The organism is Butyrivibrio sp. X503, from assembly GCF_003625475.1.
Classification (GTDB): Bacteria; Bacillota; Clostridia; order Lachnospirales; family Lachnospiraceae; genus Butyrivibrio.
Genome location: NZ_RAIQ01000001.1, coordinates 254,083 through 272,196, shown reverse-complemented (window position 1 = coordinate 272,196; position 18,114 = coordinate 254,083). Strand labels below are relative to the sequence as shown.

15 protein-coding genes and 1 riboswitch are annotated in these 18,114 nt (G+C 42.8%); of the genes, 11 read left to right on the top strand and 4 right to left on the bottom strand.

The window, feature by feature from the left end:
• The first annotated feature begins 9 nt into the window (after positions 1-9).
• The 7 genes from thiD (at position 10) to D6853_RS01130 (ending at position 9,950) form a co-directional block, all read left to right on the top strand.
• Positions 10-789: a bifunctional hydroxymethylpyrimidine kinase/phosphomethylpyrimidine kinase gene (gene thiD / locus D6853_RS01165; RefSeq protein ID WP_120655981.1), complete on the top strand. Its 780-nt coding sequence runs from the start codon at positions 10-12 to the stop codon at positions 787-789.
• Positions 790-849: 60 nt separating this feature from the next.
• Entirely contained in the window at positions 850-2,157 is a 1,308-nt protein-coding gene (thiC, locus tag D6853_RS01160) for a phosphomethylpyrimidine synthase ThiC (protein WP_120655980.1), read from the top strand.
• A gap of 201 nt (positions 2,158-2,358) precedes the next feature.
• A complete protein-coding gene (locus D6853_RS01155; RefSeq protein ID WP_120655979.1) occupies positions 2,359-4,350 on the top strand; it encodes a 2-isopropylmalate synthase in 1,992 nt (663 codons plus the stop codon).
• A gap of 75 nt (positions 4,351-4,425) precedes the next feature.
• Positions 4,426-5,472, top strand: coding sequence for a peptidylprolyl isomerase (locus tag D6853_RS01150; protein WP_120655978.1), 1,047 nt, complete (start codon positions 4,426-4,428; stop codon positions 5,470-5,472).
• A gap of 141 nt (positions 5,473-5,613) precedes the next feature.
• On the top strand, positions 5,614-7,683 hold the full coding sequence (htpG, locus tag D6853_RS01145) for a molecular chaperone HtpG (RefSeq protein ID WP_120655977.1): 2,070 nt from the start codon (positions 5,614-5,616) through the stop codon (positions 7,681-7,683).
• Positions 7,684-7,753: 70 nt separating this feature from the next.
• Complete coding sequence (locus tag D6853_RS01140; RefSeq protein ID WP_120655976.1) at positions 7,754-8,935, top strand: alpha/beta hydrolase; 1,182 nt, start codon at positions 7,754-7,756, stop codon at positions 8,933-8,935.
• A gap of 163 nt (positions 8,936-9,098) precedes the next feature.
• A riboswitch (TPP riboswitch) is annotated at positions 9,099-9,197 on the top strand.
• A gap of 45 nt (positions 9,198-9,242) precedes the next feature.
• The gene (locus D6853_RS01130; RefSeq protein WP_120655974.1) at positions 9,243-9,950 is read left to right on the top strand and encodes an energy-coupled thiamine transporter ThiT; all 708 of its coding nucleotides are present in this window, start codon (positions 9,243-9,245) and stop codon (positions 9,948-9,950) included.
• A gap of 50 nt (positions 9,951-10,000) precedes the next feature.
• On the opposite strand, the gene D6853_RS01125 is transcribed toward D6853_RS01130, so the two are convergent.
• From D6853_RS01125 to D6853_RS01115, 3 genes are all read right to left on the bottom strand, one after another.
• The gene (locus D6853_RS01125; RefSeq protein WP_092248315.1) at positions 10,001-10,393 is read right to left on the bottom strand and encodes a pyridoxamine 5'-phosphate oxidase family protein; all 393 of its coding nucleotides are present in this window, start codon (positions 10,391-10,393) and stop codon (positions 10,001-10,003) included.
• 104 nt (positions 10,394-10,497) lie between these two features.
• Complete coding sequence (locus tag D6853_RS01120; RefSeq protein WP_120655973.1) at positions 10,498-11,184, bottom strand: response regulator transcription factor; 687 nt, start codon at positions 11,182-11,184, stop codon at positions 10,498-10,500.
• Entirely contained in the window at positions 11,177-12,742 is a 1,566-nt protein-coding gene (locus tag D6853_RS01115) for an ATP-binding protein (RefSeq protein ID WP_120655972.1), read from the bottom strand. The genes D6853_RS01120 and D6853_RS01115 overlap by 8 nt, the downstream gene beginning before the upstream one ends.
• Positions 12,743-12,891: 149 nt before the next feature.
• Between D6853_RS01115 and D6853_RS01110 the strand changes: the two genes are divergently transcribed.
• From D6853_RS01110 to D6853_RS01095, 4 genes are read left to right on the top strand one after another with little or no spacing between them, the layout of a single operon-like run.
• Complete coding sequence (locus D6853_RS01110) at positions 12,892-14,328, top strand: ABC transporter substrate-binding protein (RefSeq protein WP_120655971.1); 1,437 nt, start codon at positions 12,892-12,894, stop codon at positions 14,326-14,328.
• Between the two features lie 7 nt (positions 14,329-14,335).
• Positions 14,336-15,244, top strand: coding sequence for a carbohydrate ABC transporter permease (locus tag D6853_RS01105; RefSeq protein WP_120655970.1), 909 nt, complete (start codon positions 14,336-14,338; stop codon positions 15,242-15,244).
• Between the two features lie 12 nt (positions 15,245-15,256).
• The gene (locus tag D6853_RS01100; RefSeq protein ID WP_120655969.1) at positions 15,257-16,105 is read left to right on the top strand and encodes a carbohydrate ABC transporter permease; all 849 of its coding nucleotides are present in this window, start codon (positions 15,257-15,259) and stop codon (positions 16,103-16,105) included.
• A gap of 17 nt (positions 16,106-16,122) precedes the next feature.
• Positions 16,123-16,893 (top strand): histidinol-phosphatase, encoded by a 771-nt coding sequence (locus D6853_RS01095; protein ID WP_120655968.1) that lies wholly within the window; start codon positions 16,123-16,125, stop codon positions 16,891-16,893.
• A gap of 66 nt (positions 16,894-16,959) precedes the next feature.
• Here D6853_RS01095 and D6853_RS01090 read toward each other — a convergent pair whose 3' ends face one another.
• A complete protein-coding gene (locus tag D6853_RS01090; protein ID WP_120655967.1) occupies positions 16,960-17,949 on the bottom strand; it encodes a hypothetical protein in 990 nt (329 codons plus the stop codon).
• Between the last annotated feature and the right edge of the window lie 165 nt (positions 17,950-18,114).

Sequence of the window (18,114 nt, the reverse complement as noted above, 5' to 3'; positions counted from 1 at the left end):
AGGTGTTTTATGAAAGTAGTTCTTTCGATAGCGGGAAGTGACAGTAGCGGCGGAGCAGGAATACAGGCGGATCTTAAGACGATGACCGCGCATAAGGTTTACGGAATGACTGCAATAACTGCTCTTACGGCGCAGAATACAACAGGGGTTACGGCGATAATGGAGTCTACTCCCGAATTTCTCGGGCAGCAGATAGAAGCGTGTTTATCGGATATTCCGTGCGATGCGGCCAAGATCGGAATGCTCCCGAGCGCAGAGCAGGTGAAGGTTGTTCATGAAAAACTGACCAAGTTCAAAGTTGAAAATCTTGTGCTTGATCCTGTAATGGTAGCTACAAGCGGCAGCAGCCTTATGAAAAATGAGACAGCTGAAATAATGGCGAAATATCTTTTTCCCATAAGTCGTGTTATAACGCCGAATATACCTGAGGCGCAGGCACTCACGGGGCTGTCTATAACAACAAGAGAAGAAATGGAAAAGGCAGCAGAGGAGCTTGGAACAAAGTATGGCTGCGCGGTTTTAATAAAGGGCGGACACAGCATAGAAGATGCCAGCGATGTTCTTTTTGATGAGGGGAAGCTTACCTGGTTTGAAGGAAAAAGAATTGAAAGCAGCAACACTCACGGAACGGGATGCACATTATCAAGCGCGATAGCATCAAACCTGGCGCTTGGAAAGAGCCTTGAAGATGCAATAAGAAATGCCAAGTCTTATATCTCGGATGCGATCGCATCGGGACTAAATCTTGGCAAGGGCTCGGGTCCGCTTGATCATACAGTCAACATTTGAAATTGATTTCCAAGTTTTTGGATTTATCAAATAGAAAAAGAGAAACAGGAGAAGGTAGAGATGAGAAACTATGCAACACAGATGGATGCAGCAAGAAAAGGTATTATCACCAAGGAGATGGAGACGGTAGCAAAGAAGGAGTACCGCGAGCCGGAGTTTATCAGAGCACTAGTGGCTGAGGGAAAGATCGCTATCCCCGCAAACAAAAATCATAAGTGCATTGACGCCGAAGGAGTAGGCTCAATGCTCCGCACCAAGATAAACGTAAACCTTGGAGTATCTAGAGACTGCAAGGACTACGATATTGAGATGGAGAAGGTTATGGCGGCTGTAAACATGGGAGCCGAGGCCATCATGGATCTTTCAAGCCACGGAAACACACAGCCCTTTAGACAGAAGCTCACATCATCATGTCCCGCTATGATCGGAACAGTACCTATCTACGACAGTGTTATCCACTATCAGAGAGATCTTGCCACACTTTCAGCACAGGACTTCATTGATGTAGTAAGGCTTCATGCGCAGGATGGCGTTGACTTTGTGACTCTTCACTGCGGAATCACAAGAAAGACAATCGAGCAGATCAAGAAGCACAAGAGAAAGATGAACATCGTTTCAAGAGGCGGATCGCTCGTATTTGCCTGGATGTGCATGACCGGAAACGAGAATCCTTTTTATGAATATTATGATGAGATTCTTGAGATCTGCAGAGAATATGACGTTACCATATCACTCGGCGATGCGTGCAGACCCGGCTGTCTTGCCGATGCAAGTGATGTTTGCCAGATAGAAGAGCTTGTAAGACTCGGAGAACTCACAAAGAGAGCTTGGGAAAAAGACGTACAGGTTATGGTAGAAGGTCCCGGACACGTTCCTATGGATCAGATCGAAGCCAACATGAAGATCCAGAATACTATCTGCATGGGTGCTCCTTTCTATGTACTCGGACCCCTTGTTACCGATATCGCACCCGGCTACGACCACATCACATCAGCTATTGGCGGTGCCATCGCAGCAGCTTCGGGAGCAGCCTTCCTTTGCTACGTTACACCCGCTGAGCACCTTGCTCTTCCCAATGTCGATGACGTTAAGCAGGGCATCATCGCGTCCAAGATCGCAGCTCACGCCGCTGATATCGCTAAGAAGATCCCTCACGCAATGGACAGAGACAACGCTATGGGCGATGCAAGAAGAGTCCTTGATTGGGATAAGCAGTGGGAGTGCGCACTCGATCCCGAGACGGCCAAAAAGATCCGTGACGACAGATCTCCCGAGTTTGATGACACATGTTCTATGTGTGGCAAATTCTGCGCCGTACGCAGCATGAATAAAGCACTTGAGGGAGAATACGTAGATATTCTGGGATAAGCTGAATACTGACACTTATAAGCCCGCATGGTTGGCCGCTATGCGGGCTATAATATTAAAATAGATCAATAAAAGAGATTAATTTTGGTATGTTTTATTTGTGCAAATTTGTGATAACATAATATTCATCAACAAAAATGAACTATATTAATCATATTAGTTTAAATTACATCAATTTCAGGCTTAAGGAGTGAGTATATTATGAAAAATTTCGAGAAATATCAGCGTCAGTATTTTATGCCGCCCAAATGCACATACGATTGGGTTAAGAAGGATTATGTGGATCATCCGCCCATCTGGTGCAGCGTAGACTTAAGAGACGGTAACCAGGCACTTATCGAGCCCATGAGCCTCGATGAAAAGCTTGAGTTTTTTACCATGCTGGTTAAGCTTGGATTTAAAGAGATAGAGATCGGTTTTCCCGCAGCATCGGAGACAGAGTTTGAATTTGCGAGAACTCTTATCGAGAAGAACATGATTCCCGATGACGTTACGGTTCAGGTTCTCACACAGGCAAGAGAGCACATTATCAAAAGAACTTTCGAAGCCGTTCAGGGAGCACCCAGAGCCATCATCCATCTTTACAACTCAACTTCCGTAGCTCAGAGAGAGCAGGTCTTCAAAAAGAGCAAGGAAGAAGTCAAGAAGATCGCCATTGACGGCGCTAAGCTTCTTGATAAGCTGGCAAAAGAGACTACGGGTAATTTCTCTTTTGAATACTCACCCGAAAGCTTCCCCGGAACAGAAGTAGATTACGCTGTGGAAGTCTGCAACGCAGTTCTTGATGTTTGGAAGCCTACCAAAGAGAACAAGGTTGTTATCAATATTCCTACAACCGTAGAGATCGCAATGCCTCATGTGTTTGCAACACAGGTTGAATATATCAGCAAGAACCTCAAGTATCGTGAAGCCGTAACTCTTTCACTTCATCCTCACAATGACAGAGGAACAGGTGTAAGTGATGCGGAGCTTGGATGCCTTGCAGGTGCTGACAGAATTGAGGGAACTCTTTTCGGAAACGGTGAGAGAACAGGTAACGTTGATATCGTTACGCTTGCACTCAACATGTATTCACACGGTGTTGATCCCGGACTTGATTTCAGCAAGATCATGAAGATCGCTGAGACTTATGAGAGACTTACAAGAATGCGTGTCTATGAGAGACAGCCTTATGCGGGACAGCTCGTGTTCACTGCTTTCTCCGGATCACATCAGGATGCTATTTCCAAGGGCTTCTCTTGGCACGAGCAGAAGAAGGACAATGGTATCTGGTCAGTTCCTTATCTTCCCATCGATCCCAAGGATCTCGGAAGAGAGTACGACGGAGACGTTATCCGTATCAACAGCCAGTCAGGTAAGGGCGGCGTAAGCTATATCCTTAAGACCAACTATGGCATGATGGTTCCCAAGGAGATGCAGGCTGATATCAGCTATACCATCAAGGATATTTCCGACAGAGAGCATGCAGAGCTTTCACCTGCAAGAATCTATCAGGTATTTGAAGATAAGTACGTTCACAACAACTACGTATTCAGAATTACCGATTGTACTTTCAAGAAGGTAGACGGAATTCTTGCGGAAGTTAAGATAATGCACTTTGATAACGAGCATGTTGTTGAAGCCAACGGTAACGGTCGTCTCGATGCAGTAAGCAATGCGATCAAACAGTACTTCAACATCAGCTACGAACTTTCAACCTATGAAGAGCATGCGCTTTCAAGAGGTTCATCCTCCAAGGCTTGCACTTATGTCGGAATTACTTGCAAGGGCAAGAAGTTCTGGGGCGTGGGAATCGACGAAGACGTTATCATGTCATCCGTAAATGCTCTTGTTATCGCAGTTAACCAGATCGATGCTGTTAGAAACAGTAAAGAAGCCAAGGACGAGCGCATCAATACTATAATGAACTATATCCAGGAGAACTACCTCACAGTTACTTTGGATGATCTCTCAAGACAGTTCTATTTGTCCAAGCCTTATCTTTCCAAGTTCATCAAGGAAAAATCAGGCATGACATTCGGAGACAACGTCAAGAGGATCAGACTTAACAAGGCAAGCACTCTCCTTAGAAACGGCAACATGAAGATTGAGAAAGTTGCGGAGGCAGCAGGTTATCAGAACGTTGAGCACTTCAACAGACTCTTTAAGAAAAAGTACGGAATGACACCTGTTCAGTACAGAAGTACCAGGTAAGTTGCGGGATATGATATACTAAGGGAGCAAAGTTAATTCTTTGCTCCCTTAATTATTATTTTACGGAGATTTATAATGAGAAGATTTTGTGCGGTGCTGCTCCTTGCGGTTATGCTACTTACAGGATGCGGCGACTTGTCGGAGCAGAGGGTTGTTTTTACGACCGGCTTTACCGACAATCAGGTATTTAGAATAGAAACGGCTGTGTGTACTCTGACCGAGGCTATGGCATATCTTGTCAATATGCAGGAGGGTTATGAGAGCACATTCGGTACAGATATCTGGAATTCCGAGACGGACAGCGGAACGGTCGAAGACAGGTTAAAAGACTCTGTGCTTGCCAAGATCGCTCAGATAAAAGCGATGAATCTTTTGGCAAAAGAGATGGAAATAGAGCTTGATGAGTCTGAGGAAAAGCTGGCTGCAGACGCGGCAAAAGAGTATTATGAGACTCTTTCGGATGCCGACAAAAAGGCGATGAACAACATTACCGTTGAAGACATCACAGCGATATATAAAGAACATGCGCTTGCCGACAAGCTTTACGACTACATAATCAGGGATATCAATCCCGAAATCAGTGACGACGAGGCGAGGACGATCACAGTCGAGCAGATTCTTATTAAGACCTATACCCTTGATGCTTCCGGCAAAAAAGAGAGCTATGACAATGCCGCCAAGGCAAAGGCGAAAAATAAAGCTGAGGAGATTAAGAAAATTCTTTCAGAGGGAGCAAGCTTTGAGGAAACCATGGCTGAGTACAATGAGGCCGACGAAGGAACAATCTCTTTTGGCAAGGGGGATATGGACGCCGCGTATGAAGAAGCTGCGTTTGCTCTTGGAACAGAAGAGGTCAGTGACATTGTAGAAGCCGAGGATGGCTACGTGATCATCAAGTGCATCAGTACTTTCAACAGAGAAGAGACGGAAGCCAACAAGGTCAAGATCGTCGCCGAACGTAAAAGAGAAGTCTTCGGGCAGCAGTACGATACATTTGTCGCAGGACTCAGTAAGCAGCTCAATGAAAAGCTCTGGGATTCGGTCAGTCTTGTGGATGATGAAAATGTGACTACTACCGGACTTATGGATGTTTACCAGAAACATTTCAAGAAAGATAAATAAAAAACATTTTGTTAGCACTCGCGATGAACGAGTGCTAATTTTTTATTGACTTTTGGTTCCCCCGGAATTAAACTTTATTTTGTACGATAAATGGAGTCAGATAGCGTACATATACTGAAATGATACAAAGGAGTGATAGTTATGGCTTCAAAAAAGGGTAATCTTTCAATTAACAGCGAGAACATGTTTCCGATCATAAAGAAATGGCTTTATTCGGACCATGATATTTTTTACAGAGAAGTAATTTCAAATGCGTGTGATGCGATCACCAAGATACGCAAGATGGATATGATGGGAGAGTATGAGCTTCCTGCGGATTTTAAGCCCCGTGTGGATGTAATACTCAACGATAAAGACAAGACCATCAAGATTGTTGATAACGGTATCGGTATGACGGCCGAGGAGGTTGAGGAGTACATCAATCAGGTTGCTTTTTCGGGTGCTACCGATTTCCTTAATAAGTACAAAGACAAGGCGAATGCAGACCAGATCATTGGTCACTTCGGACTTGGTTTCTATTCGACCTTTATGGTTTCGGATTCCGTTGATATCGATACACTTTCTTATAAGTCAGATGCAGCTTCCGTTCACTGGACATGCGACGGCGGCTCAGATTTCGAGATGACCGACGGTGACAAGAAAGAAGTCGGAACAACAATTACACTTCATCTTTCAGACGATTGCCTTGAATTCTGCAACGAGTACAAGGCCAGAGAAGTAGTACAGAAATACTGTTCATTCATGCCTTATGAGATTTATCTTTCAAGGGAAAACGAGCAGGATACGGAGACTATCAAGGCAAGCGAGAAGCTTGATTCCGATATTGTAATCGAAGAAGTTCATCCCGAGAAAAAAGAGGGCGAGGAAAAAGAGCCTGAGCTCGAGTACAAGATCAAGAGAAGACCTCAGCTTCTCAACGACACACATCCTCTTTGGGGCAAAACACCCAAGGATTGCACGGATGAGGAATACCTTGAGTTCTACAGAAAAGTGTTCCGCGATTATAAGGAGCCTCTTTTCTGGATTCACCTCAACATGGATTATCCCTTCAACTTAAAGGGTATCCTTTACTTCCCTAAGATCAACATGGAGTTTGAATCAATAGAGGGAACGATCAAGCTTTACAACAATCAGGTTTTTATTGCTGACAATATCAAGGAAGTAATTCCCGAGTATCTGATGCTCTTAAAGGGTGTTATAGATTGTCCCGATCTTCCTCTTAATGTTTCAAGAAGTGCGCTTCAGAACGACGGCTTCGTTAAGAAGATTTCCGAGTACATCAGCAAGAAGGTTGCGGAGAAGCTTGCAGGTCTATGTAAGACAGATAAAGAGAACTACGACAAATATTGGGATGATATCAGTCCCTTCATTAAATACGGTTGCCTTCGCGATGACAAGTTCTGTGAGAAGATGAATGATTACATTCTTTTCAAGAACCTTGATGGCAAGTATCTTACACTTCCCGATGCGCTTCAGATCAACAAAGAGGCAGAAGCGGAAGCGGCTAAGGCTGTCGACGAAGACGGAAATGCAGTAGAGGCTGAAGTTGTTGATGACGGAGCCAAAGCCGGCGATTCCAAGGATTCCGAAGAAAAGGAGCCTCGCACCATCTATTATGTTACCGACGAACAGCAGCAGAGTCAGTACATCAAGATGTTCAAGGCGCAGAAGATGGAAGCGTTCATCATGAACCACAACATCGATACTCCTTTCATGCAGCAGCTTGAGAATAAGAACGAAGGTATCAGATTCCAGAGAATCGACGCCGACCTTACAGATACATTCAAGTCCAGAACTTCCAAGAAGGTTGCCGCGGAGCTTGAGGAAAAAGAGAAAGAGCTTGGCGAGAAGATCAAGAAGGCTCTTAAGAACGATAAGCTTAATATCAAACTTGAGAAGCTCAAGGACAAAAAGATGGCTTCAATGCTTACAGTATCCGAGGATTCAAGACGTATGGCAGATATGATGAAGATGTATGCCATGAACGGAATGTCCATGGGAGACTTCGGAAATGAGGGACAGACACTTGTGCTCAACGCCAACCATCCTCTTGTTCAGTATGTAATGGATAACAAGGACGCGGAGAACACAACGATGATATGCGAGCAGCTTTACGATCTTGCCCGTATCCAGAATGCACCTCTCGAAGGTGATGCAATGGCCGCTTTCGTAGCAAGAAGCAACGATATCATGATGGCACTTGCAAAATGATACAAAATTTGTAATAATAGATTAACATTGTTGAGTTATTTATTATTATGAATTTAAATGGGGAACAGAAATGAACAGAATTAACGCTTGCAGAATAGGAAATACTTTACTTAAGATTTTTTTGATCAGTACCGCGATACTGTCATGCTATTACATTTGGGATCTCTTTAAAAGCCCGTTTGGTTTTTCGGGTTTTAGAGAAGATCCTGCAATGTTTGTCGCCAAGGTAGTTCTTATAGTTATAGTTGAATCTGTTATTTTTTGGATAGGAATAATCTTAGTCTATATCAACTGTAATCAGCTTGGAATAAAGTGGAGAGTGCTCGGCGTATTATTTGGACTTGTGCCCATCATTCACCTTATTATGCTCGGCAAGATCATTAAGACTGCAGACGATGAGGTGAAATATGAATCCAAGAGATTCAAGCTTAACAAAGAAAGAAAAGACAAACAGGTCTGCAAGACCAAGTATCCGATACTTATGGTTCACGGTGTCTTCTTCAGAGATTTTGAACATTTGAATTATTGGGGAAGAATTCCCGATGAGCTTAAGGCTAACGGTGCGACCATATTCTACGGAGAACATCACAGCGCTTCGTCTGTAGCCAGCTGCGGCGAAGAGCTTGCCAAGAGAATAAAAGATATCAAAGCGCAGACCGGATGCGAGAAGGTCAATGTTATCGCGCATTCCAAGGGCGGACTTGATATGAGATATGCAATATCAAAGTGCGGAGCGTATGAAGACGTAGCATCACTTACTACGATCAACACTCCTCACAGAGGCTGCGAATTTGCGGATTTCCTTCTTGATAAGATTCCCGTAGCTCAGAAAGAGGCTGTTGCCAAGGCTTATAATCTTGGAGCTTCCAAGCTCGGCGATGAGAATCCCGATTTTATCGGCGCCGTTACAGACCTTACTCATGCAGCATGTGAGAAGCGAAACGAAGAGGTTCTCGACAGAGAAGAGGTTTATTACCAGTCTGTAGGTTCGATTCAGACCAATCCTATGTCCGGAAGATTTCCGCTCAATATGTCTTATCTTTTGGTCAAGTATTTTGACGGAAGAAACGACGGTCTTGTCGGCGAGAAGTCATTTCCTTGGGGAAGCAATTTTACAATGCTTGAACCTCACGGAAAAAGAGGAATATCTCACGGCGATATGATCGATCTGAACCGCGAGAATATCAAGGATTTTGATGTAAGAGAATTCTATATCAATCTTGTCAGTGATCTTAGGCAAAAAGGATTTTGATCCCCCGGATTCACAGTATTTTTTCATTGAGCAAATCAGCCATAAGGCATTTCAGCGCGGTGGTTTTTCGGTAGCGGTAGAAACTGTAACCGGATATTTAAAACTTCCTGATCTTGCAAGTTTGACTTTTGGCTTTCACAGGCATAAACTTGGTTTGAAAAATAAAATAAGCTAGGGGTGCAGATGCTGAGATAGAACGTTGTTCTTACCCTCATTACTTGAACCGGATAATACCGGCGGAAGGAAGCATATTTAGGAAACATGAGTTTTCGCACACCCTCTTAGCGAAATGCAGGAGGTTATTTTTATGTCCAAGTTTATCAGTTTCATCGAAGATCATTACGAGCTGACCAATACCGGTTACTATCTGGCCGTAGCGATTCTTTTGCTCGTGATGTTTGTCGCAGCGTTTTTTATTTCCAAAAGGCAAAATACTAAGGAAATGACTGCAAAAGGTCTTACATTTGCCGGTGTGGCGATTGCACTTGCATTTATCACTTCGTATGTTAAGTATGAGCTTCCCATGGGCGGTTCCGTAACATTGTTCTCTATGTTCTTTGTTTGTCTTGTGGGCTACACATTTGGGATACGAATAGGGTTATCTGCAGCTTTTGCATACAGCATTCTTCAGTTTATTCAGACGGGTGGTAAATATTTCCTGACACCATTCCAGACATGCTGCGATTATTTCTTTGCTTTCACAGCACTTGGAATCGTTGGATTTTGGTATGGCAAGAAGAAAGGACTCATTACAGGTTATGTAGTTGCTGCTCTTGTGAGGGGGCTTTTCCATACACTAGGAGGATATATCTTTTGGATGGATTACATGCCGGAGAGTTTTCCTAAGAGCCTCGCGGCTGTGTATCCCATCGTATATAACTACAGCTATATTCTTATAGAAATGGCGCTCACGCTTATAATTATCAACATACCTGCTGTAAAAGGTGCGATAGAGAAAGCAATCGCGTCTGTTTCGGATAATAAGAACAACACCGAGCCTTCAGCTCAGGCGTAAAGATCTGAAAATAAAAACGCAAGACGTTTACCGTCTTGCGTTTAATTATTTTAGAATGTAATTGTTTCAGGTGCTCCTGTGAAGGAGTAGAAAGTAGCGGTAGCATCCTTGATGTAGAATGCTTCTGTGTTTCCGTCGTCGGCGCTGTACATGTTCTTAAGCTCCGGATAAGCATCAAGCATTGCCTGGCGAGCTTCTCTTCTGTCGTCCTCAACAAGGATTCCCGATACTCTGAGCCATGTGCCATCCTTGAATGCGCAGATCTCAAACTTGGGATTAACGTGGAGCTGCTTAGATACATCTTTTGACTTTCCTGTCTGGATATAAAGCTTTCCTTCAAAAATATTGGCTGTGCCGAAGGGACGTACTCTGGGCTGGTCTTTATCTACAGTTGCAAGATAGTATGTCTGTGCTTCTTTTAAAAATTTCTCGACTCTCTGCATGATTGTTCTCCTTTAACAAATAATGATGTGCATGTCAAATAATTGCTCTTACACCTATACCATATAGTAGCACTAATCACCTACCAAATAAATAGGAATTTGTATCACTTTCCGCTCTGATCTATGAACTGCTCAAAACCGACAGATCTAAGCTCTTTAAGTACTTCTTTTATGTTCTTCATATTGAACTTTTTAAGAATGCTGTGTATCTGACTTTTTATTGTTACAGTCGATACATAGCGAACTTCGGAGATCTGTTTGTAGGTCATTCCCATGTAAAGACTTTTAAGTATCTCAAATTCACTGTTTGAGAGCTTGGTAAGTATGTTCATGAACATGAAAAGACTCTTTTGTTGCTCTTTTACATGGCTGAGCTCTTCTATGATCTTTTCAGCATATTGAGGGCGGAGGATCAGCTGATTTTTGTAGACGTTCCTGATAGAAGAGAGTACCTGAGTTATCGAGTCCGTCTTTATTATGTAGTCCATAACTCCCGCGCAGTAAGCCTGAAACAGAAGATCGTCGTCTTCAAGTATGGTCAGTATTACAATCTTGATATCGTTATCCTCGGAAAGGATGCGCTTGGCAGCGTCAATTCCGGCGGTTCTTGTCTCCATCTGTATGTCCATAAGGATAATGTCAGGTTTGTTTTCCAGGGCAAAAGAGACTGCATCCATTCCCGAAGAAACGCTTCCGACAAGCTCCATATCAGGCTCGTGAGAAATGATTCCTCCAAAGTAATCTCTTATTTCTTTATTGTCATCTGCGATCAGAATCTTTATCTTATCCATTTTCCTGTTTTCTCCTGGGTAAAAGAATTTCCACAAGCGCGTGGTGACAGTTCTTTTTCTTGCTTCCCGTTATGTGCATCTGACCAAGCTGGGAAGTTATAACCTTAAATGCATACGGAAGACCTATGCCCCAATTTGAATTTTTGGACTTGGTCGAGGCAAAAGGCATCATAAGCTTTCGTACGGATCTCGGAGCAATTCCCGTTCCGTTGTCCCACAGTGACCAGTATACCCATTCCTCACTGGCTTCTATTGTGATGATAAGCTTTTTGATCTCCGATCCGGAGCCAACCGAACCCATCATGGACAGCGAATCAACCGAGTTGATGATAAGGTTGGAGATCGCATGCAGTGTGTGATATTTATCGAGCGTGCAAAGAACCGGAAAGTCGCAGTATTTCTTTTCAACGGTTATATCAGCAGGTATACGGGCCTGCTCTATTGCTTCGTCCGTGATCGTGCGAATATCGACCGCATTTGGTTTTATATGAAGCTGTTTGATCGCACCAAGCGAATCCGAAAGAGCCTTCATCTGCTTATTCGAGATGGCGACGATTCTTTCAAGTTTTTCTTTTCCCTCATCGCTTCCGTAGGAGGAGAGCGCTTCGTTCGCCAATATGTTCATCGAGAATATCAGATTTTTTTCCGAATGAAAAACGTCTTTGAGATTGTAGTTGAGATCGTCAATTTTTCTTTTGAGTACGCGGTTTCTTGAGTATGAGATAAGATCAAGGGAAAAGAAACCGTTAATGCTTATCATGATAAAGATGAGAATTCCAAGCGCGAATATGGGATAGATATTTATGTATATCGGAGGGATTCTCGAAACTTTGTTAAAGTACCAAAAGCCTGTTTTAAAGACATACTTCGGGCTGTTTTTAAACAGTCCCACGAATATGAAATGATAGAAGCATAAGTTTATCAAAGAGACGCTTGAAAACAGGATTATCGTCGTACCGAAAAAACATGTCATCTTCTTTTTTATCAGATTTATAAAGAAAAAAATGAGTGGATAGAACATGTAAACGGCAATTAAAATGCTAAAGCTTGTGTGAGCAAAGTTATACAAGAGCTGTAGTCTGTGACGGGAAGGTTCGGACAGATCATGATATTTTAAGTATGCAAAAAAAGCATTTTTGGTGCTGTAAAAACATAGATAGGAAATGGAAATTGCTGCGAAGATTATTTTCGATTTAAGGAAAGCTGCGACCGAAGTGTCCGCTCCGCCTTGCTTGACGTTGCGTCTGATGACGTCGATCAAAGTCGAGATTCCCAGAAGATATATTACGACACCAAAGTTTCTAACGAGCTGCATGTATTTCATGGGGAGCTTGAAGCTGTGTCCTACGGATCTGTACAGGAATATATCGAAACCTCTAAGTGGGAAATACGCAGGCGGAACATAGCTTGATGAACTGTAATACTGGAAAAGTACCGAAATTGTCGTGAGAATGATACCGACGATCATAAAGAACATGGGGAGACCGTACCTGCTGTGCGGCACAACAAAAATAAGCACCATCGCACATATTATTAGCAATAGAACGCTGATTGCCATAAAATTTACACCCTCCCATGTATTTTGTATTGTACTACCAATGTAGATTGTATAAAAGGTGTAAAAAAATTCCAACTGTTCCGGGTGCAAAAAAGCTCATATAATCATTTTATAAAGGATTAACGTTTTTTAATGGAGGAGGGAAATTAATGAAGAAAAAAATTATGTCGTTGCTTCTTGCTTCCGCAATGCTTGCACTTACGGTGTCTGCCTGCGGAAATACCGAGTCGGGAGGCACAGCTGCGCAGGGCTCCGCAGAGAGTGCGGGAAAAGAAACAGGTGGTGATAAGTCAGATACTCCTGCCGGCGATGTTCAGGTTGTTACGGTATGGAGTGATAACGCACATGAGCAGACTATAAGAGAAGCACAGATTGAAGAGTTTAACAATACGATCGGAAAAGAAGAGGGAATTCAGATTGAATACACCGTATACGGTTCGGATTATTCGGATGTTATAAACGTTGCTCTTATGGCTAATGATGGACCGGATCTTTTCAGGCCTTCATCCAATACTTTTGCCAAATATGTAAGCGCAGGATATGCGGTTCCGATATCGGATCTTGAGGGAAGTGATTCGCTTCTTTCAAAGTACAGTAAGGACGATCTTATAATAGGCGATCAGGTTTTTGATGATAAGGTTTATACACTTCCTTACAGCCTTCAGTCATATAAGATGATCATCAATCAGGATCTTTTTGACAAGGCAGGAATAAAGGAAGTTCCCACAACCTGGGATCAGGTAAGAGAAGACGCCAAGCTTATAACAGAAGCTTCGGGCGGAGATGCTTACGGATTCTTCCTTGCACTTCAGAGCGGATGGACACTTGATCATTACATTTACAGCGTATCTTCCGCAGCGCTCGGACACTTTGGATACGATGCGGTTTCCGGAACATATAAGTATTCAGACGGTCTTCCCATCGTTGAGGATATTCTCGGTATGATCGATGACGGAAGTGTATTCCCCGGATATGAGAATATGGACGCCGATACCGCCAGAGCGCAGTTTGCGGCAGGAAGAGTGGGAATCGTTATGGCAGCAAGCTTTGACGTTGCCGTATATACAGAGCAGTTCCCTGCAGAGTGCAACTGGGTTGTGTGCGATCCTCCGACTATTAAGGAGAACGGATATGACTACAAAGAGATGGTTGCCGCTGTAGATCTTCTCGGCGTTGCCAAGAAAGCGCTTGAAGCAAAAGATACTTCCAAGATTGCAAGAGTTCTTGAATGGTTCTATGCCGATGAAAACCTTGTAGAGATGTATGAGCAGGGAATGTACATCCCTTACAGAAGCGAGGTCCTTGATATCGCGGGCGAGTCATCTGTAAAAGGATGGAAGGAATTTTCAACCTTTAAGGACAATCAGTTCATAGTCAGAATGGCCGATCCCAAAGGTGTTATCACGTACGAGGGACTTTCTGCGCGAGAGACACTTGCAAAACTTTTCTCGGGCGGATTTTCGGAGGATGCTGCTACAGTTTTGAAAGATCTTGACGATCGCCTGAACGGCGGACTTAAAGAGCTTGATGAATCAGAGCTGAAAGATTATGTGGCACCCACAAGTTATAACGTAAAGAGAGATTAAGACAAACATGAGAAAAAAGCTTAGATTAAGCGACGATAACGTGCAGGCGTTTCTGATGATCTTGCCGTTTCTGATCGGCTTTATCATATTCAGTTACGTTCCTATCGTTTACATACTTAGATATGCATTTACAAATTACAGTGGATTCGGTGATTGCAAGTTTACGGGACTTGCCAACTTTGTAAGAGCATTCAAAAGAGATCCCGACTTTTGGCAATCTCTTGTCAATACAGTAATCCTCTCGGCAGGAAAGCTGGCGGTAGAGATACCGCTGGCCCTACTCCTGGCGGTGCTTCTTAACAAGAAGCTGAAAGGAATGGCGTTTTTCAGAGTTACGCTTTTTCTTCCCGCTATTATATCGGCGGTCATAATCGGACTTATTTTTTCACTGTTGTTTGCTTCGCATAACGGTATGGTGAACGGGATTCTTGCCAATATAGGTCTTATAGAGAAGCCCATCAACTGGTTTAACACCAAATGGAAAGCTATGCTGATATTGGGAATAGCATCGGTATGGCAGAACTACGGTATCAACATGATCTTCTTTTTGATGGCGCTTCAGAGCATTCCCCAGGAGCTCTATGACTGTGCAAGCATCGACGGAGCAACGGGATTTACGAGATTTTTTAAGATAACTCTTCCTATGATTGCTCCGATATTTCAGTCGATACTTTTGATGGCGATCGTTGGAAGTCTTAAGGTGTGTGATCTCGTGATCTCATGCACAAACGGACAACCGGGCGGTACGACGGAAGTTGTCATGACTTATATTTACAAATCGTTTTTTGGAAAATCAGGAAGAAATATTGAAGTCGGATATGCTTCCGCTATGGCACTTATCACTGCGATCTTCCTTGGATTGGTGACCTTTGTTTATCTGAAGGCGACCAAAAGACTTAAAGAATATGCAGGCTAAGGGAGGCAGATTATGTTCGGAGTAAAAAGAAATTTAGTAAATACGCTCGTCTACCTCTTTTTGGCGGTATTCTTTGTATTAAGCTTTTTTCCGGTTTTTTATACTTTCATGTCCTCATTCAAGAGTAACATGGACATTTTGACAACAGGTAATACGCTTATTCCAAGACACTTTGTTTTGGAGAATTATTCCAAAGCGTGGGAGCTTGCGGATTTTTCGACCTACACCAAGAACAGTATTTTCCTTTCGTTCTTTTGCGTGATCGGTGCGATAATGTCCAGTACGGTTTGCGGATATGCTTTTTCCAGAGGTACCTTCAAGGGAAAAGAAATAATTTTCTATTTTATGGTCTCATCAATGTTTGTTTCACTGGGTACACTGACTTTATATCCACTTCTTATGATCATGAAGGCAGTGCATTTGAATAAATCACTGTGGGGCGTTATCATAATACGTGTCTTTGGAATGAATGTGACCAATCTTTTTATTGCAAGAGGTTTCATCACATCTATTCCCAAAGAGATAGACGAGGCTGCCAAGATTGACGGATGTTCTTTTGCGGGAATATACTCAAGGATCATCTTTCCTCTTTGCAAGCCACTGATAGCTACTGTTGCCATACTCGCGTTCAGGAGTGCGTGGAATGATTACATGTTGCCGATGGTATTTACGATGACGGATACTTCGCGCATGCCTCTGGTAGTTGGTATTATGCATCTTAAGTCTTCGGGAGACGCAGCGTCTTCGTGGAACTTGATGCTTGCGGGTACAGCGATTTCACTGGTTCCAATGATACTTATCTATATGGGATTTAACAGGTATTTCATTTCAGGCATGACAGCGGGAGCGGTAAAGGGATAAGGAGAGAGTGTGTTTTTATGTTAGCAAATTACCACACCCACACGACTAGGTGTAAACATGCCTTCGGCTCCGAGAGAGAATATATCGAAGCCGCTATTAAAAAAGGATATAAGATACTCGGTTTTTCAGACCATGTGCCACAGCCGTATCCTGAGGGCTTTGTATCAGGTATCAGAATGGATATGTCTGAGCTTTCGGATTACACGTCCACTCTTGTAAGCTTAAGAGAAGAGTATAAGGACAGGATACAGATTCTTATCGGATATGAGGTTGAGTATTCACACAGATTTTTTGATCGTATGATGGATGAGCTTAGAAAGTATCCTCTTGATTATATGATCTTGGGGCAGCATTTTGCTCCGAATGAAGTTGATGGATTTTATGTAGGGGCACCCACATCGGATGAGGATAAGCTCAAAGCTTATGTTGATCTTTCCATCGAAGGAATGAAGACAGGTCTTTTTACGTATCTGTGTCATCCGGATCTTATGAATTATACGGGAGATGAAGAAAAATATTTAAGGCATATGAGACGTATCGTGGAAGCCTCAATAGAACTTGATTTTCCGTTGGAGGTAAATGTCTACGGATTTATAGACGGAAGACATTATCCCAGTGACAGGTTCTTTAAGATGGCATCCGAGATGGGAGCAAGATTCGTCATCGGCTGCGATGCTCATGATCCAAGAGTTCTTATAAATCCCGAGGATGTTCCGGAATTTAACGAGTTCCTAAAGAGAAATAAAATTGAATATGGTGATAACATCGTAGATATTATCAGACCGTAATAAAAAAGAAGCAATCTCATTACAAGATTGCTTCTTTTGATTTTGTACTAATATCAAGTCCTGTGATCACTTAACTATAACTGTTCCGAGAACTTTGATTCCGAGGTTATTAGTAAGTTCAACTTCTCTGCTGATGTTCTCATAGGTTGATTCTCCGATTCCTTCGAACAGGATAAGACCGTCTGACTGTGCGGCTTTATCGATTGAAGAAGGATCGCTTAAGATGTTGCTCGCTATAGAAACAGGTATGTTTTTATTCTTGAGGAATTCTTCAACCTGTGTCATGTAGCTGTTTGCATCGTCCTGCGCAAGTGATGAGCAAAGAAGAATGTTCTGAGCGTTTTTACCGCGTACAAGAGCCATAATGCTGCTGCAGATAACCGCAAGACCGTCATCTGTTTTCTTTGCGATGGATCCGAGAACGGGAAGCTTAAATGCAGTTCTGATATCATCTTCGGTCTTAAGCTTGGGTGACAGAACATACTTAAGTGCAAGGAACACGATTGTAAGGAATGCACATCCGAATGCGCCGAGAACTCCGAGCTTTAAATGATTGTCATAAGGAGAAGGGGATACACTTGCAGCAATTTCTTCTCTGCTGATCCTTCTGTCAAAAGCCTTTTTCTGATCGGCGTTAAGAGCTCCGTAAACAGAACCTCCGCCTGAAAGCTGTGATGTCGATGCTGTATTAAGAGTCTGTATTTTATACCATAAGCTTTCGGCACATTCTTCGTTAATATCGCCTGATGCATTGAAGCGTTCAATGTCCTTAAGAATACTGTCTTTTACAGTTTCACGGGCCTGCTTATAGACCTCGTATGTATCGAGCGCAAGCTCAACTTCTTCGAGTTGCTTTTCTGAAAGGTTAATGCCAAGATCTCCAAACTCACTTTCTTGTTTCGGAGTATTTGCTTCCATATAATCTTTAGCTGCGCATACGGCGCATCCGAGAATCAGACCGATAAGAGTAAAAAGAATAATTATTTTCCAAAATTTCAAGATGTACTTGGCAAGATCCTTAAGATCTATTTCAAGATTCTCTCTGTAGTTTTCCATTGTTTTCTTTCTCCCTCTGATAAAATATTCCGTTAATATGATACAGGAGAAAAGGATAAGAAGCAAACGCAGCACGCAAAAATAGATATCATAAACAATTGTTGAAACGCGTATAAGCCTGTAAAATATTAGATGTATAAGCATAAATCAATTATGAGGGAATAG